Source organism: Streptomyces lacrimifluminis (assembly GCF_014646095.1).
GTDB lineage: Bacteria > Actinomycetota > Actinomycetes > Streptomycetales > Streptomycetaceae > Streptomyces > Streptomyces lacrimifluminis.
Genome location: NZ_BMMU01000002.1, coordinates 95,027 through 121,779 on the forward strand (window position 1 = coordinate 95,027; position 26,753 = coordinate 121,779).

General features: G+C 70.8%; 23 protein-coding genes and 2 pseudogenes. 15 read left to right on the forward strand and 10 right to left on the reverse strand.

What is annotated here, in order from left to right; genetic code table 11:
• Window positions 1-5 precede the first annotated feature (5 nt).
• The 5 genes and pseudogenes from IEY89_RS03570 to IEY89_RS40385 all read left to right on the forward strand — a co-directional run.
• The gene (locus tag IEY89_RS03570) at window positions 6-1,460 is read left to right on the forward strand and encodes a rhamnulokinase (protein WP_373287197.1); all 1,455 of its coding nucleotides are present in this window, start codon (window positions 6-8) and stop codon (window positions 1,458-1,460) included.
• 72 nt (window positions 1,461-1,532) lie between these two features.
• A complete protein-coding gene (locus tag IEY89_RS03575; protein WP_189145776.1) occupies window positions 1,533-2,288 on the forward strand; it encodes a (Fe-S)-binding protein in 756 nt (251 codons plus the stop codon).
• Window positions 2,285-3,766, forward strand: a complete 1,482-nt coding sequence (locus IEY89_RS03580) for a LutB/LldF family L-lactate oxidation iron-sulfur protein (RefSeq protein WP_189145777.1) — start codon at window positions 2,285-2,287, stop codon at window positions 3,764-3,766. The genes IEY89_RS03575 and IEY89_RS03580 overlap by 4 nt, the downstream gene beginning before the upstream one ends.
• Window positions 3,763-4,419: a LutC/YkgG family protein gene (locus IEY89_RS03585; RefSeq protein ID WP_189145778.1), complete on the forward strand. Its 657-nt coding sequence runs from the start codon at window positions 3,763-3,765 to the stop codon at window positions 4,417-4,419. Before IEY89_RS03580 ends, IEY89_RS03585 begins: the two co-directional genes overlap by 4 nt.
• A 56-nt stretch (window positions 4,420-4,475) precedes the next feature.
• A pseudogene (locus IEY89_RS40385) lies at window positions 4,476-4,711 on the forward strand (hypothetical protein); the annotation flags it as partial.
• A 34-nt stretch (window positions 4,712-4,745) separates the two neighbouring features.
• Here the strand turns inward: IEY89_RS40385 and IEY89_RS03590 are convergent.
• The 4 genes from IEY89_RS03590 to IEY89_RS03605 all read right to left on the reverse strand — a co-directional run bounded on the left by IEY89_RS03590 (window position 4,746) and on the right by IEY89_RS03605 (window position 8,747).
• Window positions 4,746-5,111: a cupin domain-containing protein gene (locus tag IEY89_RS03590; RefSeq protein WP_189145779.1), complete on the reverse strand. Its 366-nt coding sequence runs from the start codon at window positions 5,109-5,111 to the stop codon at window positions 4,746-4,748.
• Between the two features lie 101 nt (window positions 5,112-5,212).
• Window positions 5,213-6,256, reverse strand: coding sequence for a ComEC/Rec2 family competence protein (locus IEY89_RS03595; protein ID WP_189145780.1), 1,044 nt, complete (start codon window positions 6,254-6,256; stop codon window positions 5,213-5,215).
• Between the two features lie 26 nt (window positions 6,257-6,282).
• Complete coding sequence (locus IEY89_RS03600) at window positions 6,283-7,566, reverse strand: hypothetical protein (RefSeq protein WP_189145781.1); 1,284 nt, start codon at window positions 7,564-7,566, stop codon at window positions 6,283-6,285.
• Window positions 7,563-8,747, reverse strand: a complete 1,185-nt coding sequence (locus tag IEY89_RS03605; RefSeq protein WP_189145782.1) for a caspase family protein — start codon at window positions 8,745-8,747, stop codon at window positions 7,563-7,565. The genes IEY89_RS03600 and IEY89_RS03605 overlap by 4 nt, the downstream gene beginning before the upstream one ends.
• A gap of 112 nt (window positions 8,748-8,859) precedes the next feature.
• On the opposite strand from IEY89_RS03605, the gene IEY89_RS03610 reads away from it, so the two are divergent.
• The gene (locus IEY89_RS03610) at window positions 8,860-9,921 is read left to right on the forward strand and encodes a T6SS phospholipase effector Tle1-like catalytic domain-containing protein (protein ID WP_189145783.1); all 1,062 of its coding nucleotides are present in this window, start codon (window positions 8,860-8,862) and stop codon (window positions 9,919-9,921) included.
• A gap of 42 nt (window positions 9,922-9,963) precedes the next feature.
• Here IEY89_RS03610 and IEY89_RS03615 read toward each other — a convergent pair whose 3' ends face one another.
• From IEY89_RS03615 to IEY89_RS03635, 5 genes and pseudogenes are all read right to left on the reverse strand, one after another.
• Window positions 9,964-10,629 carry a response regulator transcription factor gene (locus IEY89_RS03615; protein WP_189145784.1) on the reverse strand — a complete coding sequence of 222 codons (666 nt, stop codon included), beginning with the start codon at window positions 10,627-10,629 and terminating at the stop codon, window positions 9,964-9,966.
• Window positions 10,626-11,894 (reverse strand): sensor histidine kinase, encoded by a 1,269-nt coding sequence (locus IEY89_RS03620; RefSeq protein WP_189145785.1) that lies wholly within the window; start codon window positions 11,892-11,894, stop codon window positions 10,626-10,628. Before IEY89_RS03620 ends, IEY89_RS03615 begins: the two co-directional genes overlap by 4 nt.
• 142 nt (window positions 11,895-12,036) lie before the next feature.
• A complete protein-coding gene (locus IEY89_RS03625) occupies window positions 12,037-13,185 on the reverse strand; it encodes an ABC transporter substrate-binding protein (RefSeq protein WP_189145786.1) in 1,149 nt (382 codons plus the stop codon).
• 148 nt (window positions 13,186-13,333) lie between these two features.
• Window positions 13,334-14,489, reverse strand: a pseudogene (locus tag IEY89_RS03630) (alpha-hydroxy-acid oxidizing protein).
• Between the two features lie 89 nt (window positions 14,490-14,578).
• Complete coding sequence (locus IEY89_RS03635; RefSeq protein ID WP_189146084.1) at window positions 14,579-15,172, reverse strand: TetR/AcrR family transcriptional regulator; 594 nt, start codon at window positions 15,170-15,172, stop codon at window positions 14,579-14,581.
• A 191-nt stretch (window positions 15,173-15,363) separates the two neighbouring features.
• Here IEY89_RS03635 and IEY89_RS03640 point away from each other — a divergent pair, with 191 nt between their 5' ends.
• The 9 genes from IEY89_RS03640 (at window position 15,364) to IEY89_RS03675 (ending at window position 25,517) form a co-directional block, all read left to right on the forward strand.
• Window positions 15,364-16,356 carry an SMP-30/gluconolactonase/LRE family protein gene (locus tag IEY89_RS03640; protein WP_189145787.1) on the forward strand — a complete coding sequence of 331 codons (993 nt, stop codon included), beginning with the start codon at window positions 15,364-15,366 and terminating at the stop codon, window positions 16,354-16,356.
• A gap of 102 nt (window positions 16,357-16,458) precedes the next feature.
• Window positions 16,459-17,289, forward strand: a complete 831-nt coding sequence (locus IEY89_RS03645; RefSeq protein ID WP_189145788.1) for an SDR family NAD(P)-dependent oxidoreductase — start codon at window positions 16,459-16,461, stop codon at window positions 17,287-17,289.
• Window positions 17,286-18,518 (forward strand): amino acid deaminase/aldolase, encoded by a 1,233-nt coding sequence (locus IEY89_RS03650; RefSeq protein WP_189145789.1) that lies wholly within the window; start codon window positions 17,286-17,288, stop codon window positions 18,516-18,518. The genes IEY89_RS03645 and IEY89_RS03650 overlap by 4 nt, the downstream gene beginning before the upstream one ends.
• Complete coding sequence (locus IEY89_RS03655) at window positions 18,515-19,288, forward strand: SDR family NAD(P)-dependent oxidoreductase (RefSeq protein ID WP_189145790.1); 774 nt, start codon at window positions 18,515-18,517, stop codon at window positions 19,286-19,288. The genes IEY89_RS03650 and IEY89_RS03655 overlap by 4 nt, the downstream gene beginning before the upstream one ends.
• A gap of 776 nt (window positions 19,289-20,064) precedes the next feature.
• Window positions 20,065-21,030: a pirin family protein gene (locus tag IEY89_RS03660; RefSeq protein WP_189145791.1), complete on the forward strand. Its 966-nt coding sequence runs from the start codon at window positions 20,065-20,067 to the stop codon at window positions 21,028-21,030.
• A 1,345-nt stretch (window positions 21,031-22,375) separates the two neighbouring features.
• On the forward strand, window positions 22,376-23,131 hold the full coding sequence (locus IEY89_RS40395; RefSeq protein ID WP_229695042.1) for a hypothetical protein: 756 nt from the start codon (window positions 22,376-22,378) through the stop codon (window positions 23,129-23,131).
• Between the two features lie 117 nt (window positions 23,132-23,248).
• The gene (locus IEY89_RS40400) at window positions 23,249-24,133 is read left to right on the forward strand and encodes a hypothetical protein (protein ID WP_229695043.1); all 885 of its coding nucleotides are present in this window, start codon (window positions 23,249-23,251) and stop codon (window positions 24,131-24,133) included.
• 184 nt (window positions 24,134-24,317) lie between these two features.
• Window positions 24,318-24,773, forward strand: coding sequence for a hypothetical protein (locus IEY89_RS03670; RefSeq protein WP_189145792.1), 456 nt, complete (start codon window positions 24,318-24,320; stop codon window positions 24,771-24,773).
• A gap of 471 nt (window positions 24,774-25,244) precedes the next feature.
• Window positions 25,245-25,517 (forward strand): hypothetical protein, encoded by a 273-nt coding sequence (locus IEY89_RS03675; RefSeq protein ID WP_189145793.1) that lies wholly within the window; start codon window positions 25,245-25,247, stop codon window positions 25,515-25,517.
• A 55-nt stretch (window positions 25,518-25,572) separates the two neighbouring features.
• Here the strand turns inward: IEY89_RS03675 and IEY89_RS03680 are convergent, their stop codons facing one another.
• Complete coding sequence (locus IEY89_RS03680; RefSeq protein ID WP_189145794.1) at window positions 25,573-26,751, reverse strand: wHTH domain-containing protein; 1,179 nt, start codon at window positions 26,749-26,751, stop codon at window positions 25,573-25,575.
• Window positions 26,752-26,753: the final 2 nt, after the last annotated feature.

Sequence of the window (26,753 nt, forward strand, 5' to 3'; positions counted from 1 at the left end):
GGTCCGTGAAGGTGTACGCCGCGGTCGACCTCGGCGCGTCCAGTGGGCGCGTCATGGTCGGCCGGGTCGGGCCCGACACGCTGGAGCTGGCCGAGGCGCACCGGTTCGTGAACCGGCCCGTGCGGGTGCCCGAGGGGCTGCGCTGGGACGTGCTCGCGCTGTACGGGGGCGTGCTCGACGGGCTGCGGGCCGCCGGTGCCCACTGCGGTGGCGAACTCGACTCCGTCGGCATCGACAGCTGGGCCGTGGACTACGGCCTGCTGGATGCCGACGGCGCCCTGCTGGGCAACCCGGTGCACTACCGCGACGCCCGCACCGAGGGTGTCGCGGAGAAGGTGTGGGCGTCCGTCCCGGCCGCCGAGCTGTACGCGGCGACCGGGTTGCAGTACGCGCCCTTCAACACCCTCTACCAGCTGACCGCGGCCCGCGAGACCCGGCAACTGGCCTCCGCCGAACGGCTGTTGCTCATCCCCGACCTGCTGACCTACTGGCTGACGGGCGAGGCCGGCACCGAGCTGACCAACGCCTCCACCACCCAGCTGATCGACCCCCGCACCCGCGGCTGGGCCCATGAGATCGCGCGGAGACTGGACATCGACCTCGGGCTGTTCGCGCCGCTGCGCCGGCCCGGTGATCCGGCGGGTGTGCTGCGGGCCGAGGTGCTGGAGGAGACCGGGCTCACCGGCCCGGTGCCGGTGACCACGGTCGGGTCGCACGACACCGCCTCCGCGGTGGCGGCCGTTCCGGCCGTGGACGAGCGGTTCGCCTACATCTGCACCGGCACCTGGTCCCTGGCCGGGCTGGAGCTGGACGCGCCCGTCCTCTCCGAGGAGAGCCGGGCCGCCAACTTCACCAATGAGCTGGGGCTCGACGGCACGGTCCGCTATCTGCGCAACATCATGGGGCTGTGGCTGCTCCAGGAGTGCGTACGGGCCTGGGGCAACCCCGACCTGGGCACGCTGCTGCGGGCGGCGGGCGAGGCGCCGGGGCTGCGGTCCGTGGTGGACGCGGGGGACGCGGCGTTCCTGGCGCCCGGGCGGATGCCGGAGCGGATCGCCGAGGCCTGCCGGGTCTCCGGGCAGCCGGTGCCCGAGACTCCGGGCGAGATCACCCGCTGCATCCTCGACTCCCTCGCTCTCGCGCATCGGCGGGCGGTGGCGGACGCCCAGCGGCTCGCCGGGCATCCCGTCGACGCCGTGCACATCGTGGGGGGCGGGACGCGTAACGCGCTGCTGTGCCAACTAACCGCCGATGCCTGTGGGTTGCCGGTGGTGGCGGGTCCGGCGGAGGCCGCCGCGCTCGGCAACGTCCTCGTCCAGGCGAGGGCCCACGGACTGGTGGGCGACCGTACGGACATGCGCCGGCTGCTCGCCCGTACCCAGCCGCTGACCCGCTACGAGCCGTCCGGCGACCCGGCGGCCTGGCGCGCGGCTGAGACCCGGCTCACCGAAGCCCGGTGAGCCGGGGGCTCCCCCACCACGTGACCTCCGGGTACTCTGCATTCATCCGATGACCGACCACGAGGAGCCGCGATGCGTGTCGCCCTGTTCCTGACCTGTGTCAACGACACGCTCTATCCGGACACGGGCCGCGCCGTGGTGAAACTGCTGACCAGGCTGGGCGTCGACGTCGACTTCCCGATGGCTCAGACCTGCTGCGGACAGGCGCACTACAACACCGGGTACCGGCACGAGGCCGAGCCGCTCGCCCGTCATTTCTCCGATGTATTCGCGGGGTACGAGGCGATCGTCACACCCTCCGGGTCGTGCGGCGCGATGGTGCGGGAGCTGTATCCCCGGATGGGTGAGCGGGCCCGGGCCGAGGGGCGCGGGGACGGGCTCGCCGCCACACTGGCGCCCGTGGTCCCGAAGACGTACGAGCTGACGGAGTTCCTGGTGGACGTGCTGGGGGTGACGGACGTGGGCGCCTACTACCCGCACACCGTCACCTACCACCCGACCTGCCACGGGCTGCGCGGCCTCGGGCTGGCCGACCGGCCGTTCAAGCTGCTCCAGGCCGTCAAGGGGCTGGAGCTGCGCGAGCTGCCCGGGGCCGACGAGTGCTGTGGCTTCGGCGGCACGTTCGCGCTGAAGAACTCCGATGTTTCGGCGGCGATGGGCACCGACAAGGTGCGCAACGCCGAGTCGACGGGGGCGGAGGTGCTGTGCGCCGCCGACAACTCGTGTCTCATGCACATCGGCGGGACCATGACCCGGCTGAGCACCGGAATGCGGCCGGTGCACATCGCGGAGATCCTGGCGAGCACGGAAGAGGAGCCGAGCGTATGAGCGGCGGAACGTTCGTCGGGATGCCCTCCTTCCCCGAGGCGGCCCACGACGCGGTCAACAACCAGACCCTGCGCGCCAATCTGCGCCACGCCACCCACACCATCCGCGGCAAACGGGCGAAAGCCGTCGCCGAGATGTCCGACTGGGCCGAGCTGCGTGAGGCGGGCAAGCGGATCAAGGACCACACCCTCCGCCATCTCGACCGCTATCTCGTCCAGCTGGAGGAGTCGGTCACGGCGGCGGGCGGGGTCGTGCACTGGGCCGTCGATGCCGACGAGGCCAACCGGATCGTCATCGACCTGGTGCGGATGACCGGGGAGTCGGAGGTCGTCAAGGTCAAGTCGATGGCCACGCAGGAGATCGGGCTGAACGAGGCGCTGGAGGCCGAGGGCATCGCGGCCTACGAGACCGACCTCGCCGAGCTGATCGTGCAGTTGGGCAAGGACCGCCCCTCGCACATCCTCGTCCCGGCGATCCACCGCAACCGGGGCGAGATCCGGGACATCTTCGCGCGCGAGATGAGCGAGTGGGGCCGCCCGGCTCCCGATGGCCTCACCGACACGCCCGCCGAACTGGCCGAGGCGGCACGGCTGCACCTCCGAGAAAAATTCCTGCGCGCCAAGGTGGGCGTCTCCGGCGCCAACTTCATGGTCGCGGAGACCGGCACCCTCGTCGTGGTCGAGTCCGAGGGCAACGGGCGGATGTGCCTGACCCTGCCCGAGACGCTCATCTCGGTCGTCGGCATCGAGAAGATCGTGCCGACCTGGCGGGACCTGGAGGTCTTCCTCCAGACCCTCCCCCGCTCCTCGACCGCCGAGCGCATGAACCCGTACACGTCGACGTGGACCGGTACGACGGGCGGTGACGGCCCGCAGACCTTCCACCTGGTTTTGATCGACAACGGCCGCACCGACACCCTCGCCGACGAGGTCGGCCGCCAGGCCCTACGCTGCATCCGCTGCTCTGCCTGTCTGAACGTCTGCCCGGTGTACGAGCGGGCCGGCGGCCACGCCTACGGCTCCGTCTATCCCGGCCCGATCGGCGCCATCCTGAGCCCTCAGCTCCGGGGCACCGCGAGCGAGATCGACGCCTCGCTCCCGTACGCCTCCTCGCTGTGCGGGGCCTGTTACGAGGTCTGCCCGGTCGCCATCGACATCCCCGAGGTGCTGGTGCACCTGCGGGAACGGATCGTCGAAGGCGGTCCGGCCACCAGGGAGGGCAACAAGGTCGTCCTGAAGCCCGCGAAGGGCCACGCCGCCGAGCGGGCCGCGATGCGTGCCGCCCGCTGGGCGTTCGGCCACCCCGGCGCCCTGCGCACCGGCCAGCGTCTCGCCTCCCGCACCCGCCGCTTCCACCCCCGCACGCTGCCCGGCCCCGGCAGGGCCTGGAGCGACACCCGTGACCTGCCGGCCGTACCGGCGGAGCCGTTCCGCGACTGGTGGCAGCGCACCCACGGCGGAAAGGACACCACGAAGTGAACAGCCGCGATCTGATCCTGGGCCGCGTACGGCGTGCACTCGCCGACGTGCCCCGCGACGACACGCCGTACGACCAGGCCGTCGACCGTGACTATCTGCGCGAGCACGGAAACCGGAGCGTCGAGGAGACGGTCGAACTCCTCGCCGAGAACCTGGCGGACTACCGGGCGGTAGTGCACCGCTGCACCGGCGACGAGCTTCCGGCGCTGCTCGCCGGGATACTGGCCGCGCGCGGCTCGGCGTCGGTGGTCGTACCGCCGGGGCTTGCGCCGGAGTGGCTGTCCGCCTCGGACACCGCCCGGATCGAGGACCGCACGGCGAGCACCGTGTACGACCTGGACAAGGTCGGGAGCGTGGTCACCGGCTGCGCTCTCGCCATCGCCGAGACCGGCACCATCGTCCTGGACGGCGGCCCGGCCCAGGGGCGCCGCCGGATCACCCTGGTCCCCGACCACCACATCTGTGTCGTCCGCGTGCCCGACCAGGTCGTCTCCTCCGTGCCCCAGGCTCTCGAACGCCTGGACCCGGCACGGCCGTTGACCTGGATCTCCGGTCCGTCCGCGACCAGCGACATCGAGCTCGACCGGGTCGAGGGGGTGCACGGTCCGCGCACCCTGGAGGTGGTCCTGGTGAGTGGAGAGGTCCAGGCGTGAACGGGCTCGCGGGGTCGGGCGCTTCGGCGGCCGGCCCCGGTTCCTGACTACGGCGTCGGTCGACGGCGTTCGTGCCGAATGACGCCCGGACGGACATGAGCGAGGATTCCGCCCGCGGTACGGCAACCGGCCGAACGGGCCCGCCGCGCCTGCTGGTTGAACCCGGAGGCGCGGTCGAGGTGGGACACGGGCGACCCGGCGGCGCCCGCGTACGCCGAGCTGGTGGAGATGCGGAGTGTGCCGCAACGCCCTCCAACTCGGCGCGCTGATCAGCCGGTTGCTACCGGTGTGAGGACGGCGGTGGCGTCCTCACGATCGGCCTGGCGTCAGTTTCCCGGCGCCTTCGCGTAATCCTGTGCCATGCCTCCCGCGAAGTCGTGGACGATGACCTGCTCGTCGCCGATGACCCACGCGTCGTGCCCGGCCGGGCACACGAAGACGTCGCCGGGGCCCACTTCGCCCTCGCCGCCGTCATCCATGCGGATGCCCATTCGGCCCTGTACGACATAGCCGTTGTGGTGGATCTCGCAGCTCTGCGTGCCCACGATGGGCCCGACGCACTCGGACCAGCGCCAGCCCGGTTCGAAGGTTCCCACGGCGAAGTCGAGGCCTGTCATGTGTACGGCTTCGAGGTGTCCCCGGGGGAAATCACGCCGCTCGTCCGGCTTCTCGACTGTCTTGATCTCCAGCATGTCCGCTGCCTCCCATCCCCCCTGCATGGCTGTCGGGCCCCCCTGTTTCTCTTCCATCGTCCGCCTGTCAAGGCGGGGCCGCCATCCGAGCGACCGCGGTGTCAGAGTTCGAAGGTCACCAGGCCGTCCTGCGCGTCCGGCTCCGGCGCTGTCACCGTGTAGCCGAAGCGGTTCTTGAGGGAGGTGACGTCCCAGAGCGCGGCGCGGTCGCGGTAGTTGAAGACGATCTCCTTGCGGGCTCCGCCGTGCCGGAGGATCCGTGACATGGCGATGTCGTCGGGGTGGTCGTGCCGGGCGCCGCTCGTGGAGATCAGATAGCGGTCGCAGTCGAGGAGACCCAGCAGCTCGTTGGAGAGGTTGCGGCCGCTGCCGTGATGGGCGACCTTCAGGACGTCGACGTGGAGCCGCCCGCCCGCCGCCTCGGCCCGGGGCCGTATCGACTCGACGAGCCGGCGGTCGTCCGCGTCGCCGGTGAGGACGATCCGCCGGTCCTCGAACTCGAAGAGCAGCCCGATGCTGGTGACGTTCGTCGGCGAAGTGTCCGCCTTGAACGGTGTCGCGGCGAGCCGTTCCACGTCGACGGCGCCGCCGAAGTGCTCGAAGCCGGGGACGGCGGGCGGTTCGTCCGGGTCCCGGCCGGGGATCAGCCCGTGGGCGGCGCACTCCTTCACCCACACCGGGGCCAGTCGCTCCAACTGCCGCCGGTCGGGCGAGAGCACCTCCATCGTGGACCCGTCGTCGAACCACCCGAGCTGCCGCCCGACCTCCGCGCCGCGCCCGCCGAACGCGTCGTTCCAGGGCACCTTCTGCGCCAGCAGCGCGCTGGTGAGCTTCTCGCCGTCCTGGGCGCCGAACCCCTCGGCGTCGAGCAGGTGGTCGAACCCGTTGAACCACACGTCCCCGATCTCCACCGAGCGCTCCGGATCGTTCAGCAGGGCGAGCACTCCGAGGATGTGGTCCTGGTCGACATGCGTGACGACGAGGACGTCGACGAGCCCGTCGAGCCCGGCGAGCACCGGCTTGATCAGCGGATACGTGCCCGCGCGACCGCCGTCGACGAGGATCCGCCGGACGAACGTGTCGTCGCCGTATTCCAGGAGCAGGCAGTCGCCGTCCTGGCCGGGCATCATCGTGAAGCGGATCATCGCGGCCTCCCTCGCCGGGTCTCTCGCTAGTGGGGCACCCCTCGCAGGCCGACGATCACGAACGGCTCGCGCATGTCCACGCGGTAGGACAGCAGCCGGGCCTGGTCGAGGCGGGTGACGCACTCCGGGTCGTCGGGGAACTCGGAGAGGCCGTGGATGAGGCGGCTCAGGCCGAGGGTGAAGACCGGGACGCCGCGGTCGAAGGCCTCGACGAGCGCGTCCCGTGCCGCGCGCAGCTCGGTCTCGGTGTGGGCGCGGCGCAGATGGCGCATGCCCCACAGCAGCGAGCCGTCGCTCAGCCAGGGGCACTCACGGCGCAGATGATCGAGCCAGGCGTCCCAGCGGTGCCGTCGCTCGGTGAGCTCGCTGCCGACCAGGACATAGGCGCCGGCCACCGCGGCGAGGGGGTTCTCCATCTTGGCGTAGAGCAGTTCCTCGGCGTCCTTTACCAGCGCCGCCGCCGTGTCGAAGGCGCCCCGGGCCATATAGCCGAGGGCGGGTCCCACCCGGCTGTCGCGGACGGTGACGGAGACGGTGCTGCCGGTCGGGCTCTGGCGTTCGTTGACCAGCACCTCGATCTGCGTGTCGCCCCAGGGCGCGGGGAGGGTAACGACGTACTCGGCGCCGGTCAGCGAGACGACGAGGAACTGCCGTGGGCCCGTGGGCCCTTGAAGGGTGGACGCGCCCTGTTCGTCGACCGGGCCGTGCGGGCCGAAGCGGTAGAGGCGGGCGGTGGCGTCGCCCAGGTCGAGGCTGGGCACCGTGTGCGGCGCCGAGCGGGCCAGGCCGAGGGCGATCGGTTCCGGCGAGGGGCCGTCGGTCAGGGCGAGCAGCGGGGCGAAGTGCCAGCTCTCCGGCTTCGGATCGCCGACCCAGACCGCGTTCCCCGGCGGCACCACCCCGCGGGTCGCCCACACTCCGGAGCGCGACCCCCGGGACCGGGGCACCGGGATCGTCTCGTCGTCGTGATAGGCGCCGTACGGCTCGATGTTGCCCATGAGGTACTGCCAGGAGTGCGACTCGTAGGGCGAGCGCGCGGTGCACAGCGTCACGTGGGTGTCCTTGCCCTCGCTCGCCTCCGCGTCCTTGGACAGGACGACTCCGGAGGGCAGCGTGGCGGACACGAGGTAGTGCCCGGGGTCGACCTCGTAGCGGGCGGCCGGCGCGGAGGTGCCGCAGGGGAAGAGGACGCCCCGGTGGGCGCTGCCGGTGCCGTCGGCCGGGTGGATGTCGCCGACGACCTTCGCCCCGTCGGGCAGGTCGGACTCGTGGAGGCTCAGCGCCACGGTGACCCGCAGGCCGGTGCTCATGACGGCTTCCCCAACTGCACGCGCCGGAACACCGGCCGCACCGTGACCGGCTTGGTCCGCACCTCCTCGTCGCCGAGATGTGCCTCGAAGACGTAGTTGCCGAAGCCGAGTTCGATGGCCCACTCGCTCTCGGGGTCGGTCTCGTCGATGTCGTCGGGCGGCCGGCGCAGCCGTTCCCGGCCGCCCTGTCCGTCCTCCCGGCACACGAACTCGGCCTCCGCGTTGTCCTCGGCTGGGTCGCAGCCGACGTACACCGGGACGACCGGGGTGCCGGACAGCTGGTGGAGGACGAAGACGGGCAGTTCACCGACCGAGGGGACCTGGACGCCTGCCACGGCTCCGGCGAAGCGCGGCTGGTGCATGAAGTGGTCGATCGCCGTGAGGAGTTGGGAGGTGTTGACCCGCCAGTCTCCCTCGGGGTCGTCGCTGGCGGCCCCGGCGAGGCTCTTCAGCAGTGCCTCGGTGAACAGGCTGACCTGTCCGGGCCGGGCGTGCGAGCGGTCGCCGGCCAGGGTGGCGTAGTACGGGATGTGGAAACGCCGGGGCAGGTCCAGCGGGCGCGCGCCGGCGCCGAGCGGGGTGCGGCCGGCGAACCGTGTACCCGAACTCTCGATCAGGACGTCGGAGTTGGAGCGGCAGGCGTCGACGAAGAACACCTGCTGGCCGGCCTTGCACCGCTTGAGCCCGTTCATCAGGCCGGCGAAGTCCAGTGCTCCGTTGAGGGGGTTGTGGTGGTCGGCGAAGATGTCGGCGGCGAGCAGCGCCATGTCCTCGCCCTGGGAGATGCCGTGTCCGCAGAAGTAGAAGAGGAGCCGGTTGTCGACGTGGCTGTCACCCCGGTCGTACCAGTCGGCGACCGCGGTGACGAGGTTGTCGATGGTGGCCTCGTCGACGTCGTGCTCGGTCCGCGTACGAGGGTCGGTGAACGGGGTCGGGTGCTCCTCACTGAGCAGCAGGGCCACGCTGCCGAGTGGGCGTTCGGGGTCGTTGTACTCGGTGAGCAGCCAGGTGGCGAAGGCGCGGGCGGAGAGCGGGGGTGAGCTGAGCTGGCGCATCCCGTCGGAGTCGGCGACCGGTGACTCGCCGCCGGCGAGGTGCGGGTACCTGCCGACTCCGACGACCAGCGCGTGGGTGCGTGGCGGGTCGGCCGCCTCTTCGAGATGGATCACTGAACCGGCCATGGATCCTCCGGAACACCATCGCTCCCGAGCATGCCCATCGACAGCATTTCTCCTACTATATTTCGTAACACCCTGTATGTCCTGGCATACGCCAGTGAAGGTGAGGCCCGCCATGGCCAAGAACCTCGTCATCTGTCTGGACGGCACGGGCAACCAGTTGCGCGCGAAGGGCAACACCAACGTCGTGCGGCTCTACGAGATGCTGGACCTCTCCGACCCCGCCCGGCAGATCGCGTACTACGACCCCGGTGTCGGCACGTTCTCCTCGGCGGGCGCCTGGACGGCCGTGGGCCGCCGGTTGTCGAAGCTTCTCGGGCTCGCCCTCGGCTCCGGGATCAGGGTCAACCTGGCCGAGGCGTACACGTATCTGATGCGGCACTACGAACCGGGCGACCACATCCACGTGTTCGGCTTCAGCCGGGGCGCGTACACGGCCCGCGCGCTCACCGGCATGCTCAAGGCGGTCGGTCTGCTGCGGCCCGGGCTGGAGAACCTCGTCCCGTACGCCGTCTCGGTCTACGCCAGGAACAAGACCTTCACCGCGGACGACTGGGCCCAACTCCACCGTTTCGCGGGCACGTTCAGCATCACGGTGGAGGCCAGGACCGGTATCCCGGTCGAGTACCTGGGCATGTGGGACTCCGTGAAGGCGGCCGGCATCCTGCGCTGGAACCTGCGCTGGCCGCACACCCGGCAGGTGCCGGGCGCCCTCCGGGTCCGGCACGCGGTCTCCATCGACGAGAAGCGCACGCCCTACCGCGAGTACCTGGTCACGCCGGGCGAGCGGCCGACGCTGCCGGACAGTGTCGAGCAGGTGTGGTTCGCGGGAGTCCACTCGGACGTCGGCGGCACCTTCGAGGACGACCATCATCTCGCCACCATCGCCCTCAAGTGGGTCGTGGACGGCGCCCTGGCCCCCGACGGCAAGGGCCTCCTGCTGAAGCCCGGCGCGTACCGGCGCGAGGTGACGGTCGACCCCACGTACGCGCTGGGCAAGGTGCACCGGATGGGCTGGGTCTGGGCCCTGCTCACCTACCGGCGCCGCCGACCGCCCCCGCACGCCCGGGTGCACGCGAGCGTCCGCGAACGCGTCGACAGGTTCAAGGACTACGGATCACGCGTACCGGAGACGGCCACCTGGGCGGACGAGGACTGGCTCACCGCCCGGGGGTGACGTCCGGGCGACAGCTGACACCTCGCCAACTCCCCCTCCAAGTCAGGTCAGTTCGAGTACACCCCGGCGCACGGCCGCCGAGACCGCCGCCGCCCTGTTGTCGACCCTGAGCTTGCGGTAAACGCGCACGAGATGGGTCTTGACGGTGGCCTCGCTGAGGAACAGCGCCCCGGCGATGGCCCGGTTGCTGAGTCCCTGGGCCATCAGCCGTACGACCTCGATCTCGCGCCCGCTCAACTCGTGCTCCGGATCCAGCACTTGCCCGACGAGCTCCCCGACGATCTCCGGTGCCAGTCCCAGCGCCCCGGCGGCGGCCCCGCGCACCGCGCGGAACAGTTCCTCGGGAGGGCCCGCCTTGAGCACATAGCCCCGGGCGCCCACCTCCAACGCCCGCACCACATCGGCCCGTCCGGCATAGCTGGTCAGCATCACCACCGCAACACCGGGCGCCTCGGCGGCGAGCCGACGGATCGCCTCGATCCCGTCGATCCCGCCCCCCGGACTCCCGAACCGGAGGTCCATCAGGGCGACATCGGGAAGCAGCCGGGCGACCAGCGCGACAGCCTCCTCGCCGCTGCCGGCCTCGGCGATCACAGCGAGGTCGGGTTCGCCCTCCAGCAGCGCGCGCAGACCGGCCCGTACGACGGCGTGGTCGTCCGCGATCAGGACGCGCAGCGGCTCGGCCGCGCCGGGCGGGTCCGCGATCATCGGGCGGTCGCCGTGGGGAAGGGCGCGGCAGCCATCTGCGGCCGGGGCCGCGCGGAGACCGTGGCCCGGATCCGGGTGCCCCGGCCCGGCGCGCCGCTGACGTCCAGGTCACCGCCGTACTCGCGCAGCCTGGCCCGCGCCGCGGGCAGTCCGAAGCCGCGGCCCGGGCCCGTCGAGGTACGGGCGAGGACCTCGGCCGGGTCGAACCCGACGCCGTCGTCGCTGACTTCCAGGTCCACCCGGTCCGGCTGCCGCCGGCTGAGGGTGACCTGCACGTTCACCGCGTGGGCGTGTTCGCGGACGTTCGCCAGCGTGCTCTGCGCGACGCGGAACAGGGTGGTGGCGGTGTGTTCGTCGAGGACGGGCTGGGGGTCGCCGACCGACCGGAACCGCACGCGGGCCGCGGTTCCGTCGGCCTGGGAGCGCGCGCACAGGACACGCAACGCGCCTTCGAGGCCGGTCTCGGCGACGGCTGACGGGGTGAGGTCCCGGATCATGCGGCGGGTTTCGGTGAGGTTGGTGCCCAGTCCGTCGGCGACCGCGCGCACGCGTGCGCGGGCCACGTCGGGGCGGTCGTCCCAGTCGCGGTCGGCGGCCTGGAGCAGCATCAGCCCGCCGGCGAGTTCCTGCGCGAGGGTGTCGTGCAGGTCACGGGCGATCCGCGTCCGCTCCGCCAGCACGCCCGCCCGGCGCTGCTGGAGAGCGATGAGGTCACGCGTGTCGCGCAGTTCCTCGACGAGACGCCGACGCGCTTCGGCGTCCCGTTGCTGGACGCGGTAGAGGGCAACGGTTCCCCAGACGGCCGCCACGGGCACCAGCACGGTGTCGATCATGAACCGGCCGTCGGCGCCGACCAGTGCCGCGACGAGGGCCACGGTGATCAGAGCGAGTGCCGCAGTCACCGACCAGCGGCCGAGCACGCGCTGCGCGGCGCACGCCAGCGGCAGGGCACACCACGCGAAGGCGTTGGTCAGCGCGGCCGGGACGAGGAGGAGAAGCAGTCCCCACAGGGCGAGCAGCACCGGGATCCAGGCCGCCCGCCCCGCCGTCCCCAGCCGGTCCCACAGCATCACCCCACCCGTGTAGGTGAGCGCGAGCAAGCCGCTGACGGTCGCGATGTACCAGCACAACTCACTGTTGAGCCAGGTCAGTTGCAGCAGCGCGGACACCACGATGCCGAAGAACGCCAGATGCGACACGTGGTCCAGGGTGAACCGCCCGCCGCGAACCGGCAGCGGCGAACGGACGGGGACACGGTCGGACACGGCAGATCCCCTTGGGCAGACTGATCCAATCGGACAGGGCCCCGAGTCTAGCGACCGCCTGTATGACTTGTGTGAAGATGCAAGGAAACGGAGGGGCCGGGAAAGGGACCAGCAGCCCCCTCCCGGCCTGTCCGCCTCTCGGCTACGCCCCGGGGCGCAGGCCCAGCACGCCCGGGGTCGGATCCCCCTTCACCTCACCGAAGTACAAGGCGAAGGTCTGCTTCCACCGCTCGATCTGCGCCCGGTCGGCCATGAAGCGGGGGAAGCCGTCGAGGTTCGCGTTCGAGTACTTCCAGACGGGCTTCAGCCCACTGGCGGGGGTGACGTCCGTCCGTACCGACCAGCCGTTGAAGGCGTTCTGCTGCTGGGCGGTGGAGAGCTGCCAGTTGAGGTAGAGCTTGGCGGCCGTGGTGTTCCGGCCCTGCTTGAGGATCGCGGCCCGCTGGCCCCAGGCCATGAACGGGTGTCCCTCGGCGACGGCCCACCGGGAGGGTGCGGTGGACGGCGCCACGAGCGAGCCTGCGCCGCCCACACCGAGTGCCTTCTGTCCGCCGGAGACGGCCAGCCCGGGCGTGTGGCTGCCACGGGCGAACCGGACGTCCTGGGCGGCGAACCTGGCGGCCCAGTCCCAGCCGTAGTGGTCGACGTACAGCTTGAAGAGGTAGAGGACGGCGTCGTCGTCGTGCGGGTAGGACGACGCGATCTGCCCCTTCCACTTCGGGTCGATCAGGTCGAGCGGGGACTTCGGGACGTCGGTGCCGACCGCGGCGACGTTGTACGAGTAGCTGAAGCCGATCACGGCGATCGCGGTCCAGAATCCGTGCGGGTCCTTGAAGCCGTCGTACACCTTGGAGAAGCCGGCGGGCCTGTAGGACAGCAGGCGGCCCTGCTCCTTCCAGCGGGTGAAGTCCTGGAGGGTCTGGAGCTGGACGACGTCCGGGACGAGGGTGTCGGTCGCGAACTGGTTGTCGACGCGGACGTCGTGGTACTTGCTGTAGTCCATGACGACCTTGAGGTCGATCTCCGGGAAGCGCGCCGCGAAGCCCGCGCGGATTCCGTTGCCCTGGCTGTCGACGTCGCCGCCCGCGTAGATGACGAGCTTGCCGCCCTCGGCCAGCGCCGCCTGGTACAGCTCGTCGAGGGTCCGGGTCTCCTCGGCGCCCGTGGCCGGGCGGGATCCGGCGGACGGGGCCGCGGCGGCGGAGGTCCCGGTGACACCGAGCGCGCCGACGCCGAGCGCCGCTCCGGCTCCGGTGGCGAGTACACGTCGTCGGCTGAGGAAACTGGACACTCTGTGGGCCTCTCGTTGGGGGGCAGTGATGCTGGGGGTTCGATCCTGACGCGGGCGAGAGGGTCCGCGCGTCGGCTGTACGGAGCCTGGTGGAGGCCGAGGGATGAACCCCCGTTCAACCGATCGGTTGAACGGGGTTACCGGGCGGTCAGACCGCCTGGAGCGCGGCGGGGACGAGGTCCTTGAGGGACGGGTATCCGTCCACGGCCATGATCAGGTCGGTCTCGGCGAGCAGGGCGCGCAGGACGTGGACGATGCCGTCGGTGCCGCCGAGGGCGCAGCCGTAGGCGTAGGGGCGGCCGATGCCCACCGCCGTCGCGCCCAGGGCGAGGGCCTTGACGATGTCGGCGCCGCTGCGGACCCCGGAGTCGAAGAGGACCGGCAGCCCGTCGGCCGCCTCGACGACGGCGGGCAGGACGTCGAGGGCGGGGAGGCCGCCGTTGGCCTGCCGGCCGCCGTGGTTGGAGCAGTAGATGCCGTCCACTCCCGCGTCACGGGCCCGGCGCGCGTCCTCGGGGTGGCAGATGCTTCACGATCAGGGGGAGGTCGGTCAACGAGCGCAGCCAGTCCAGATCGTCCCAGGTGAGCGGGTTGCCGAAGACCTGGGTCCAGTGGAGGATCGCGGATTGCGGGTCCTCCTCGGGCGAGCGGCCGAGCGCGGCCCGGAAGGCCGGGTCGGTCGTGTAGTTGGTGAGGCAGTGTCCGCGCAGCTGGGGGAAGTTGGCCGTCGCGAGGTCCCTCGGGCGCCAGCCGGTGATCCAGGTGTCGAGGGTGACGACGATGCCCCGGTACCCGGCCCGTTCGGCACGGTGGACGAGGCTCTCGGCGATGCTCCGGTCGGTCGGGGTGTAGAGCTGGAAGAAGCCGGGGGTGTCGCCGAGTTCGCCGGCCACATCCTCCAGCGGGTCCACGGACAGGGTGGAGGCGACCATCGGGACTCCGGTACGGGCGGCGGCTCGGGCCGTGGCCAGGTCGCCGTGTCCGTCCTGGGCGCAGAGCCCGATGACACCGATCGGGGCGAGGAACACCGGCGACGGCAATGTCATGCCGAACAGCTCGACGGTCAGGTCGCGTTGGGAGGCACCGACGAACATGCGCGGGATCAGGCCCCAGCGCTGGAAGGCGGCGACGTTGGCCCGCTGGGTGTGCTCGTCGCCGGCGCCCCCGGCCACGTAGGACCAGACGGACGGCGGCAGGGCGGCGCGGGCGCGGTCCGCCAACTCGGCGAACTCCATGGGGAAGGAGGGCAGGACACCGCCCAGCCCGTTCAGGTAGATCTCGTTCTGGTAGTCGGCGAACGCCATGGGGACACCTTTCGCTCAGGCAGATCGAACGGCTCGCGGCTCGGGCGATTCGTGCATCGGATGGCCCACGGCCCCGGACAGGCCGCGACTCAGACAGCTCGTGGCCGGGCGTGCAGGAGGAGGTGATCGGCGAGCAGCGCCAGCGCCGCCTGGCTGTCGGCGGTGTTGCGGTCGACGAGCCAGGTCATGTTGAGGCCGTCGATCGTCGAATGGACGTACCTCGCGAGCACCGGCACGGGTTCGGTCCACTCGATTCCGGCGTTGTCCGCGGCGAGTTCGAGCAGGCCGGCGAAGGCGCGCAGGAAGATCTCGTACTGCTTTCCGGCGACGTCCTCGAAGCCGGGGTTGCGCAGCGCGTACTGGGTGAGCTCGTAACTGATCTGGTGTTCGCCGGGGTTGGCCTCGAAGCCCTTCCAGAACGCGTGCAGGCTGTCGAGAACGCTGTCACGGATGTCCTTGTGCGGGGCGAACAGGCCGCGGACCTCGGCGACGTACCGCTCGGTGAGGGTCTCGGTGACGAGTTCGAGCAGTTGTGCTCTGGACTCGAAGCAGTAGTGGAAGGCCCCGAGGGTCATGTCCGCCTCGGTGACCACCGCCCGGGTGGTGGCCTTGGCCACGCCGTCGCGCGCCATGACCCGGATCGCCGCCTCAAGGAGCTCCGCTCTCCGGTCGCTCGCCGCCATGCGGGGCACGCGTTCTCCTCTCCACACCGGTCCGACCTGTGGGTTCGCCCGTCAGGATAGCCAACCGGCCCAGGAGAAGTAAGTCATCCGTCCAGGACACTTGACTTACTTCTCCGGTTTGGGCCACCGTAGCGTGAACAGAACGCCGGGCACCAAGCGCCCCGCGGGATGTGCAGCCTCAGGAGGCAGGGGTGCGACCGAGGGCCACAGTCGTTCTGGACGGATTCGGCGTCCTGGAGTCGCTGCGCTGGCACGACGGCGCCCTGTGGTTCTGCGACCTCGCCCACGGGACGGTGCACCGCTGGGACACACGAGGAGAGCCTGAGACGGTGGCGGAGGTCCCGGGCCGGGCCGGGGGCCTGGGCTGGCTGCCCGACGGGCGGATGCTGGTCGTCTCGATGGACGGGCACTGTGTGTACCGGCGGGAGCCGGACGGCACCCTGGTCGTGCACGCCGACCTCAAGGGCGTCGCCGGAGGCCCCGTCAACGACATGTTCGTCGACCGGCTGGGCCGCGCCTACGTGGGCAACTTCGGCTTCGACTACCACGGCTTCGTCCGCCGGCAGCCCAACTCGATGCTCTACGCCCCGCCCGGACCGCCCCGGACACCCCTCGCCTGCTTCTCCCCCGAGGGTGAACTGCTGGGCCTGAGCGAGCCGTTGGTGTTCCCGAACGGCCTTTTCCTGCTCGACGACGAGCGGCTTACGGGCGAGGGACCCACCCTGCTGGTCGCGGAGACCCTGGCCATGCGACTCACCGCGCTCACCGTCCTCCCCGACGGGCGCCTCGGCCCGCCCCGGCCCTGGGCTCCACTGATCCCGTCCGCCCTGTGGAGGTCCCTCAACCACCCCGGGCTGCTGGGCCGCGTCACCCGGCGGGTCTCCGCCCTCCTCAACCACCCGGCGATCGCCGACCGCTCCGCCAGTCCCATCGCCCCCGACGGCATCGCCCCGGGCAAGGACGGCACGGCCTGGGTCGCCAACGCGCTGCGCGGCGAGTGCGTCCGGGTCGGCCCCGGCGGCGCGATCCTGGACCGGGTCTCCACCAGCCAGCGCACCCTGAGCTGTCTGGTCGCCGGACCCGACGGCAACACCCTGTACGCGGCCACCACACCGACCGACGATCCGGTCGAGGCGGCCCGGGTCGACGGGTCACGGCTGGAGGCGTACGTCCTGCCATCCTGAGCCCTCTCGTCAACTCGGCCATTTCCCGGGAGTTCCCATGCACGGACAGCGAACGGACGGCACCACTCCCCCGCCCACGGGCGCTCATGACGGAGGTCAGCGGTGAGCGTCGTCCTGATCACCGGCGCCGCGAGCGGCATCGGTGCGGCGACCGCGCGCGAGGCGGTGCGCCGGGGCCACCGGGTCGCCCTCGCGGACATCGACCTGGCCGGGGCGACCCGGATCGCCGGCCAACTGGGCCCCGCAGCCCGCGCGTTCGAGCTGGACATCCGCGACGAAGCCGCGTGGGAGACTGCGTTGGACGCCGTGGCGGACCAACTCGGCCCGGTCGAGGTGCTCGTCAACAACGCGGGGATCATCCACACCGGGTACGCACGCCAGTTGTCGCCGGCCGAGCACCGGCACATGGTGGAGGTGAACCTGCTCGGTCCGATCAACGGCATGCTGGCCGCACTGTCCCGGATGCGCGCCCAGGGCCATGGGCACATCGTCACCGTGTGCAGCATGAGTTCGTTCCTGCCACTGCCCGGCTACACCACCTACGGCGCGACCAAGCACGGGCTGCGCGCCTTCCACCACAGTGTGGCCATCGAGGAACGCGAAGGGCCCGTGACCTTCAGCATCATCCATCCGCCCGGCACCCGCACCCCCATGCTGGACCAGGAGATGGCAGATCCCAGCGCGGTGATCACCTTCGCCGAGAAGCCGCTCACCCCCGAGAAGGTCGCCTCGGTGATCGTCGACGCCATCGTGAGGAAGCCGGTCGAGATCGTCCACCCCGCCATCGGCGGACGCGTTCAGCGGGTCGCCGGTGTGTTCCCCCGGCTGATGCGCTTCGTGATCCCCAAGGTGGCAGCCATGGCCAAGCGCCGCAGCACGGGCCTCGTCCCGGCGCCGACGGCAGTACCCGAGCAAGGAGACACCCACCGATGACCGTCAACACCACCACTCCCAGGGCCATTTCGGCTCCTGCGACCGAAAGCCACTTCGACAGCCTGCGGGCGGCCACCGCCGGCCTCGAACCCCCCTTCGGCGTCATCGACCTGGACGCCTTCGACGCCAACGCCCGCGACCTGGAACGCCGTGCGGGCGGCAAGCCGATCCGGCTGGCCAGCAAGTCGCTGCGCTCCCGCACCCTCATCCGACGCGCCCTGGACCGCCCTGGATTCGACGGCATCCTCGGCTTCACCCTGCCCGAAGCCCTGTGGCTGGCCGAGGAGTTCGACGACATCGTCGTCGGCTACCCGACCGCCGACCGCACGGCGCTGCGCCGGCTGGCCGCCGACGAGCGGCTGGCCTCCCGGATCACCCTGATGGTGGACTGCGTCGAGCATCTCGACCTGATCGACGCCGCCACCGGGCCCCGCGAGACCCGTATCCAGGTCTGCCTGGAACTGGACGCGGCCCTGCGCCTCGCGGGCGGCCGTCTCCACCTGGGGCCGCGCAGATCCCCGGTGCACACCCCGCAGGAAGCGGAGGCGTTCGCGCGCGAGGTGGCGTCCCGTCCGGGCTTCGAGCTGACAGGCGTCATGGGGTACGAGGGTCAGGTCGCCGGCCTGGGCGACAACCAGCCCGGCAACGCCGTCAAGCGGGCCGTGGTCCGGGCGATGCAGCGTTCCTCCGTCGAGGAGTTGAGCCACCGCCGGGAAGCCGCGGTCGCGGCCGTACGGGCCGTGACACCGCTGCGGTTCGTCAACGGCGGCGGCACGGGCAGCCTGGAGACGACGACCCGCGAGGACTCCGTCACCGAACTCGCGGCGGGCTCCGGCCTGTACGGTCCGGGGCTGTTCGACTTCTACCGCGCCTTCCGGCCCGTCCCGGCGGCGTACTTCGTGCTGCCCGTCGTCCGCCGTCCCTCGTCGTCGATCGCGACCCTTTTGGGCGGCGGCTGGGTGGCGTCCGGGCCGCTCGGCAAGGACCGGCTGCCCACCCTGGCCTGGCCTCCCGGGCTGCGCGTCACCGCCACCGAGTCCTTCGGGGAGGTGCAGACCCCGCTGGTGGGCAGGGCCGCGAGCGTGCTGAACATCGGGGACCGGGTGTGGCTGCGGCACGCCAAGGCCGGTGAACTGTGCGAGCGCATCGGCGATCTGCACCTGGTCAGCGGCGGCGCGGTGGTCGACACCGTGCCCACCTACCGCGGTGAGGGCCACCACTTCCTGTGACCACCACCATCACCGGCCGGACGGTCCTGATCGTCGGCGCCTCCTCCGGAATCGGGGCGGCGGTCGCCCGGCGGCTCGCCCCGGCGGGCAACCGACTCGTCCTCACGGCCCGGCGCGCCCCCGAACTGGCCGCCGTGGCCCAGGAGGTGCGGGCCGCCGGCAGCGCCTGCCTCGACATCGCCGCCGACGCCCTGGACCCGGAGGCGGCGGCCGGGGTCGTGGCGACGGCTGTCGCGGAGTTCGGGTCCGTCGACATCGCGCTGCTCAACGCCGGTCAGGGGCCGGACATGGCCATGGACCGGGTGAGTACGGCCGACGTCTCACGGATCATGGCGCTGAACTACGACGTCGTCGTCAACTATCTGGTCCCGCTGATCCGTCAGTTGGGCGAGCAGCCGGACGGCGGCCTGATCGCCCACACCAACTCCCTGGCGGGGCTGATGGGCATCCCCCGCCAGGGCCCGTACTCGGCGGCGAAGGCGGCCGTACGCACCCTCATCGACGCCGCGCGCGTCGAACTGGCGCCCAGGGGAATCCGGTTCACCTCGATCCACCCGGGCTTCGTGGGAACGGAACGGGTCGACGCGGACGGCCTGCCCAAGCCCTTCCAGGTCAGCCAGGAGCGCGCGGCCCAGTACGTCGTACGCGCGTTGGAGCGGGAGCCGGCGCAGGCCTGTTTCCCCTGGCAGACAACGGCGTTGGTCCGCACGCTGCGGGCCCTGCCCGCGCCGGTCTCCGACCGGGTGCTGCGGCTGTTGGCCGCGCGGTAGCGGCCCTGGCGAGGACCACCGGTCCGTCAGGCCGTCGCCACGAACAGCACGCCGGACACGCGGCGCTGCCACAGCCGCCGGGAGGCCTCCTCCAGGTGGGCGGCGACGGCCGGTTCGGTGTCAAGACCTGGACGAGACGCCGTTCGGTGTCGTACGCGGGCCGGCCCGGGTCGCCGTGGTGGCACAGGAGGTCCAGGCTGTGCGGAAGCGGGCGGAGAGTGCCTCGGTCTCGAACGGCGGGGTGGGCACGGCCAGCATGTGCCGAGCCCGCCGGCGGTGTCGCCGTGGTTGCCGAAGGCCAGCGGCACGTCCAGCCCGTGACAGGCGCCCAGGGCTCCACCGTTCACCGGAACGGGCCAGGTCAGCTCATGCCCGTGGAGATGGTGTCCCGCCGAATGGTGTAGCCGATCAGCAGACCTGAACTTGCAGGTCACGCCGGGTAGTCCAAGCGGTTGGGGCACTCCCGGCGCCTGGCCGGGCCGCCTCGTGTGCCGCGCCCGTCGGAGAGATCGTCGCGAGCCAGGTACCGGACGGCGAGGCGCATGATCGCTTACACCACCGCGCGGGACGTGACCCGCGTGGGCCCGGTCACCGCCGGCCACCTGGGCGTGGGCCAGGCTCAGTGACGGCATGCGGAACAGCCGGTCGGCCTGCACCAGTTCGAACCGGCGCTGCGCCGAGGCGTCCGGGAACGCGGCACGGCAGAGGTCGCGCCGGAGGGCCCGCGGCACCGCTCGCCCTGCGCAGGGACGTGACCCCCGACTAGGTTGTGGGCCATGAGCAACCTTGACCGCGCGCCCGTACCCAGTGTCTGTGGCGGCCGTGGATTCGTCGTCGCCGAACCCGTGCGCGAGCTGCTGAGTCCCCGGCGCGTGAAGCTCGGGGAGGGCACCGAGGTACGCCGGCTGCTGCCGAACCTCGGCCGGCGCATGATCGCCGCGTGGGCCTTCGTCGACCACTACGGGCCCGACGACATCGCCGACGAGCCCGGCATGCAGGTGCCACCGCACCCCCACATGGGCCTCCAGACGGTGAGCTGGCTGCACGAGGGCGAGGTGCTGCACCGTGACTCGACCGGGAGCCTCCAGACAATCCGCCCGCGCGAACTGGGCCTCATGACCTCCGGCCGGGCGATCAGCCACTCCGAGGAGAGTCCCAGGGCCCACGCGCGATTCCTGCACGGGGCGCAGCTGTGGGTCGCCCTGCCGGACGGCCACCGCCACACCGACCCCCGTTTCGAACACCACGCCGGCCTGCCCACGGTCACGGCACCCGGCGTGACGGCGACCGTGATCCTGGGCCAACTCGACGGCGCGACCTCGCCCGGCACGGCGTACACCCCGATCGTCGGCGCCGACCTGACACTCGCCGCCGACGCCGACGTACGCCTCCCGCTCGTTCCCGACTTCGAGTACGGGGTGCTGGCGATGTCCGGGGAGGTGCACGTGGACGGGGTACCGGTGCTGCCGGGCTCGATGCTCTACCTCGGCTGCGGGCGCACCGAACTCCCGTTGCGCGCCGCGTCCGACGCGAGCGTGATGCTCCTGGGCGGTGAGCCGTTCGAGGAGGAGTTGATCATGTGGTGGAACTTCGTCGGGCGGACCCAGGAGGAGATCGTGCAGGCTCGCGACGACTGGGCGAAGGGGACCCGTTTCGGCGAGGTGAAGGGCTACGACGGAGCCCCGCTCCGCGCACCGGCTCTGCCCGAGACGCCGCTGAAGCCACGAGGAAGGGTGCGCTGACCAGGGGAAATCCGAGCTGCCGGTCCCGTGCGTCCGGGACCGGCTATCAGCCCGTCCAGCTACCAGGATCTTTGGCAGCGCGGCACCTCGGATGCTGCTACACAGGTGCCTCCTTGGTCATCCGTGTTTCTAAAGTGTGGGCGTCTGTGGGCACCTCTGGCAGGACGAATGCTGACCTGATGCTGACTTTCCTGACAGGCCGTCAGGGCGTGGTGTGGCGATGTATCCGACGTTGGGAAACGAGCCCTGGGACGTATCGACTGCATGGCGTTGCCAGCTGATGCCTCCTGGAGCGGAGCGGCCTGCGGAGGCCGTCGTCACAGGCGGCCATTCGGATGGCCGATTGTGGAAACTTGCTGAAGCCGAGGGCGCGCCAGTCACCAGGGATGACGCCGTGAACGGAACTCCACGAGTAGGGCCAGGGCCGTCCGGCCCGCTCAACGTCTGAACTGAAGGCGCCAGCCATGAAGAGGGGCCAGGAATCATAGATCTCTCGCTCAATCTCCAGCGCCAGACCGTTCTGGTCGTGCCCAATACCTCATCGCCGAGGAACTCGCCGGACCACGGGCGAGGGTATGCCCGGTATCCAGAGCCCCGAGAGGAAATCCTCGTAGCGGTGAAAGGCCGAACGATGGGCCTCGCCATCCGCCCCGACTAGACCTACTTGTCGCCGTCACCCCACTCGCCGATATCCAGGCCTGATCTTCCGGCCCACCGAGGACCGCTGAAGCCAGGCGGCGGCCTGCTGCGGATCGGTAGTAGCAAGGCACAGCGTCCAAGGCGGCTGCAACTGTTGATCGGTGAAGAGCCGCTCCAGCGCCACACGGCGCTCCCGGTAGGGCTGCCTGGTCTGGTCGCTGCCCAGGCGGAGCAGGGCGAAGGCGACGAAGTGGGCTGGCTACTGCACGGTCGCTCGGGCCGCAGCTGCCACTCTGCGGTGCTGGCGTTACTGAAGCCGTTCGAAGGCGAGCCCGTTGTTCTCCCACCCGATCAGCTCCCCGTTTCCCGACCGTCGACAAGGCGTCACAGAATCCGGCCCCTGACGTGCTACAAGGTGCAGCTGGCTAGCTGACCCCGATCTCCCCCGGGGAAAGCACTCCAGCCACACCCCCCCTGAGACCGGGGGCGTCCTTGCTCCACCTCCCCGGAGCATGCCGCCCCCGGCAAGACTTCCGGCACACACCGACGATCCCGTTCCCCGGGTGGCGTCTCCTGTAGGGCAGTGCCGGATCCGCGGCCTGGCCGACGGTCTGGGCATGGACCGTTCGGCCAGGCCGCGACACTAGACCCCGCGGACTGCACGTTTCCCGGCATGTCCCGCACGCAGCCCTCATCTCGTCTTCGCGTGGCCCCCTCACGCCAGGAGTTGCAGCGCGCCCGCCGGCCCGGCGTCATCTCCCGCGACGCGTCCAACGTCGCCGACATACTGCTGCGCGCCCCAGTCGCCGCCCGACGCCGCGCCTTCAAACAGGACATCAGCGCCCGCGAACGGTCGTACGTCATGCGGGAGGTCGAGCGAGTCACCGGCTCCTTGTACGGCCTGTGGCGGGACAGCCCTTCGGGTTTCGTGGAGGACGTCCTCGGCGAGTCCATATGGAGCCTGCAGCGCGACGTCCTGGACGCGCTCGTCGACCACAAGCGCGTCGCCGTTCCGGCCGGCTTCGGCGTCGGCAAGATCCACCTTGCCGCGCGTGCCGCCGTGTGGTTCGTCAACGTCTACCCGGTCGGCACCGCCCTGTGCATCACCACCGCGACCCGCTTCCGTCAGGTACAGCGGCTGCTCTGGCCCCACATCCGCAAGGTCGTCCCCCGCGCAGGCCTGCCCGGCTCCTGCGACACGGTCCAGTACAAGATGCCCACCCCTCAGGGGCACGACTTCGTCGCTGCATACGGCTTCTCAGCACCGGCGAACGATGAAGCGGCCATGCAGGGCATCCACACGGCCCACATCCTGCTGATCGTCGACGAGGCCGGCGGTATCGCGCCGAGCATTGGTCACGGCACGAACAACCTGCTGACCGGCGGACACGCTGCGATGTTGGCGATCGGTAACCCCGCCATGGATGACCCGGCGAGCTGGTTCGAGGAGCTGTGCACCTAGGGCGACGACCCTGAGGAACCGACCACTGTCACTATCCCGATCTCCTCCCTCACCTCCCCGGCGATCACGGGCGAGCGGGTGCCGTACTGCACAGACTGCCCGCCGAACCCGAACGACATGCACACCCTGAGCCGGCACATGCCGGACCAGGACTGGGTCGACCGAACGATCCGCGCCTACGGCCCCGATCACCCGTACGTCGTCGCCAAGGTCTACGCGAGGTTCCCGAAGGGAGGCGGAGGCCTCGTCATCCCGCCCACCTGGATCGAAGACGCCATCAACGCCGAAGACCCCACCGGGCCCGGCTGGCACCGACTTTACGACCTCGGCCTGGACGACGAGACCGCCACCCACACCGTGAAGGAAGGCGCCTGGGTCCGCTTGGGTGTCGATGTCGCCGCCGACGGTGGCGACGAATTCGCCATCGCCCGTTCCGTTGGCGACGTCATCGAGAACCGGCACGCGAGCGCCGGCGCCGCCAATGACAACCAGGTCAAGGTCGCGGAGAAGGTCCTCGATGAGATCCACGCAGCGCAGCGTCTCGCGGACGCCCTGCGCTCCCCGCACCCCGTCCGCGTCAAGGTCGACAAAAACGGCATTGGCCACGGCGTGGTGTCCATGCTCGAACGGGGCGAGAACGGACGGCACCAGGCGCAGATTGTCGGCGTGATGGTGTCCGAGAATCCCACCCAGGACGACCCGGGCGCCGTCATGCGGCCTTACCGCAAGCGTGACGAGATGTGGCTCGCCACCCGCAGTCTCCTGCAGCCCGACCCGTCCACCGGCCACGGCCGCCTGCGCTACCGGATCGACAAGAAGTCAACGGCGCAGCTCTCCACGCCGAAGCTCCTGTCGAACGCGGGCGGCTACTCCGTCGTCGAGTCGAAGAAGCAGATGACAGGGCGCGGCATGAAGTCCCCCGACCGTGCCGAGGCGATCCTCCTGGCCCTGTACGAGCCGGTGCCGATCAACCAGCCGCGCCGTCGCGGACTGCTCAACTAGTCAGTGGTCGTCACGGGAATGGTGGGCCACCGCCAAGATCAGCCCCGAGACGGCGTCTGACAGTCACTGTGCCCGGTGGCGGCGACCTTCCCCATGACAATGTGCTCGCGGTGCCCGGCGCGTTGCTGGTTCCCGGCACCAACACCCTGGAGATACGCAGTTCCACCGAGGCGCGCAGCAGACTGTGCTCTACCGGATCACCCTGGACTCCGTCCATGACCGGGGCTGCTCCGAGCGCGCTCTGGACGCCGAGGCCGGCAAGCCGTTCGTCTTCAGCTTCAGCAGCGAGCGACGGGTGCTGGACTCCGCGTCCTGGGAGTCCGCCCCGAGGCTGCGCTTCCATGTCGACCGGGGCGAGCAGACGCTGCCCTCGCAGCTTTCCTGGCGCGGAGCGGACGGGGCGGAGGCGACGGTCAGCTTCGCGTCGGGCATGTCCGGCTTCTACGGCTCCTACCGGGCCGCGGATGGCGCGATCGGCGAGTTCCGCGGCAGTCTCACAGAGCGGCTGGCCTTCTCGGAGGGGCCCGCGGACATGCCGGTCCTCCGATTCCGTACGGAGGAGGGGTGGGGCGGGTCCTGGCACGCGTCCTCGGAGCTGCGGCTGCTGTCGACGACGACGGCGCACCCGTGGAGCGCATAGCCTGACGCGACCAGCGGGAGAACTCCGGCTCGGTCAGCCTGCGGGGCACCGGCTCCCGGCCCGCCGACGCACACACCCATGACGTCACCGCCAAGGTGACAGACATCGACGCGAGCAACGAATTCCGGGCCGCGGGGGAGATCGCCGCCAACCTTCTCGACCGTGCCAGGAACAAGTGACTGTCCCACGGCAACAGCGCCCGCCTGGACTTCCTCCTCTCGCAGCCCACGGCTGTCGCGTCGTACACACTGACATCCGCCCACGACTGCTCGGCACCGCGATCCCCGGAGCTGGCACTTCTGAGGATCGCACGACGGCAACCAGTGGACGACCCTGGACTCCCGGACCCAGCAGGTCTTCACCGAGAGCTTCCAGTTCGCGAGCTACTCCTTCGGCAACACCACGGCGTACCGGCACTATCGCCTGCACATCACGCGCAACGGCGGCTCGCGGGAACTGCAACTGTCGCAGGTGCGTCTTTTCCGGGCTTCCCCCGCTGCCGCCCCGCGTACCCCGGACAAGTTCATCGGGTCCTACCAGCGTGCGGGCGAGGGCGCCATCGGATGCCGCGGCACGGCGGTACCCGGCTCCGGCGCTGTCGACTCCGACGCCACCGGGACGGTCGGGGAGAGGGACGACGCCCGCCTGAGTCAGCTCATCGGGGAGCTGGAGCAGACCGCCCAGAACCTGGGCGGCGCGGCCAGGACCATCGAGAAGCTGGCGGACTGGCTCGACACGCGCTGACCGTACGAAGTCCGGCTCCGCCCGTCCGCCCGAACGCGCGCCGGTGCCGCGAAGATCACGAGGTGGCCAGAGAGGCCCGGACCTCCGGGTAGTCCACCTCGTCGGGCAGCCGGTGGCCGAGAGCGGTGAGCCGCGCCGCGACGTCCGCCGGGCTTCTCCCCGTCAGGCTCGCGCTGCGCAGGACGTGTTCCAGGTGGATGTTGTCCAGGTACGAGCGGTCGACCGTCTCCAGCAGCCGGATGTCCTCCTCATCGACGGTCTCCGGCAGCTTCGCGTTCTCGTGCAGCCAGTGCCCCAGCGCGGCCAGCCTCTCGGCGATGTCCGCGGGGCTCCGTCCCGTGGTGAGGGCCGCGCGCAGGATGTGCCGCATCTGTAGCCCGACGACAGTGTTCTTCAGCAACCAGGGCGCGCGGCCGTCGAGTTCCTCACTGAGGATGGTGAGGTCGTCGGCCTCCGGGTGGTCGGGCACGACCGGTTGAGCCCAGCCCAGCTCCGTCAGCCGGGCGGCGACGTCCGCCGGACTGCGGCCCAATTCCTGTGCGACAGCGAGAATGTGCCCGATGGATTGAGCCCCGTAGAGGGGGCGAGCACCGTGTTCTCCAGAAGACCTGAGGAGCAACTCGTCGCCGGGGTCAGGGGTGTACGGCAGCCGGAGGCCGAACGCGAGCAGTCGCGTGGCGGCGGTGTGCGGGCTGCATCTCAAGTGCGCGGCCGCGCTGAGCACCTGGGACGCGGGCACCTCGTCGTCCCAGTCGAGCCACTTCACATAGGGGCCGGGGTTGACGCTGATCAGCGTGGCGTCACCGCGATCGGGGGATTCGGGCAGCGTCCTGCCATCGCCACCGAGCCGGTAGCCGAGAGCGGTCAGCCGCCGTGCGACGTCGGCAGGACCTCGATCGGCCAGGCCCGCCGATTCGAGTATCTGGCGCAGGGACACCGGCTTGCCGACGTCGAGCCATGCAGGCCTGCATTTCGCGCTCGAGTCCCTGACCAGCGGGATGTCGTCGAGGGCGACGGTGTCGGGCAGCGCCTCGGGGTGCTGGATGTCGGTGCGTCCCATGGCGGTCAGCCGTGCCACTACGGCGGCGGGGCTCCACCTCAGCAGGGCAGCGGCGTGCAACACGTGGCCGTACGGAACCTGTTCGGCCGGCTCGAGCCAGGGGCGGCGGCCATTGACTTCGCGACTGGCGATCCGGCGGTCGTCCGGGTCCAGGGACTCGGGGGCTTGGAACATCG

Excerpts from the sequence above, each read along its gene's own strand:
- IEY89_RS03575 (WP_189145776.1), top strand. The coding sequence starts at position 1,533 with ATGCGTGTCGCCCTGTTCCTGACCTGTGTCAACGACACGCTCTATCCG.
- IEY89_RS03580 (WP_189145777.1), top strand. The coding sequence starts at position 2,285 with ATGAGCGGCGGAACGTTCGTCGGGATGCCCTCCTTCCCCGAGGCGGCC.
- IEY89_RS03590 (WP_189145779.1), bottom strand. The coding sequence starts at position 5,111 with ATGCTGGAGATCAAGACAGTCGAGAAGCCGGACGAGCGGCGTGATTTC.
- IEY89_RS03595 (WP_189145780.1), bottom strand. The coding sequence starts at position 6,256 with ATGATCCGCTTCACGATGATGCCCGGCCAGGACGGCGACTGCCTGCTC.
- IEY89_RS03600 (WP_189145781.1), bottom strand. The coding sequence starts at position 7,566 with ATGAGCACCGGCCTGCGGGTCACCGTGGCGCTGAGCCTCCACGAGTCC.
- IEY89_RS03605 (WP_189145782.1), bottom strand. The coding sequence starts at position 8,747 with ATGGCCGGTTCAGTGATCCATCTCGAAGAGGCGGCCGACCCGCCACGC.
- IEY89_RS03610 (WP_189145783.1), top strand. The coding sequence starts at position 8,860 with ATGGCCAAGAACCTCGTCATCTGTCTGGACGGCACGGGCAACCAGTTG.
- IEY89_RS03615 (WP_189145784.1), bottom strand. The coding sequence starts at position 10,629 with ATGATCGCGGACCCGCCCGGCGCGGCCGAGCCGCTGCGCGTCCTGATC.
- IEY89_RS03635 (WP_189146084.1), bottom strand. The coding sequence starts at position 15,172 with ATGGCGGCGAGCGACCGGAGAGCGGAGCTCCTTGAGGCGGCGATCCGG.
- IEY89_RS03650 (WP_189145789.1), top strand. The coding sequence starts at position 17,286 with ATGACCGTCAACACCACCACTCCCAGGGCCATTTCGGCTCCTGCGACC.
- IEY89_RS03660 (WP_189145791.1), top strand. The coding sequence starts at position 20,065 with ATGAGCAACCTTGACCGCGCGCCCGTACCCAGTGTCTGTGGCGGCCGT.
- IEY89_RS40400 (WP_229695043.1), top strand. The coding sequence starts at position 23,249 with ATGCACACCCTGAGCCGGCACATGCCGGACCAGGACTGGGTCGACCGA.
- IEY89_RS03680 (WP_189145794.1), bottom strand. The coding sequence starts at position 26,751 with ATGTTCCAAGCCCCCGAGTCCCTGGACCCGGACGACCGCCGGATCGCC.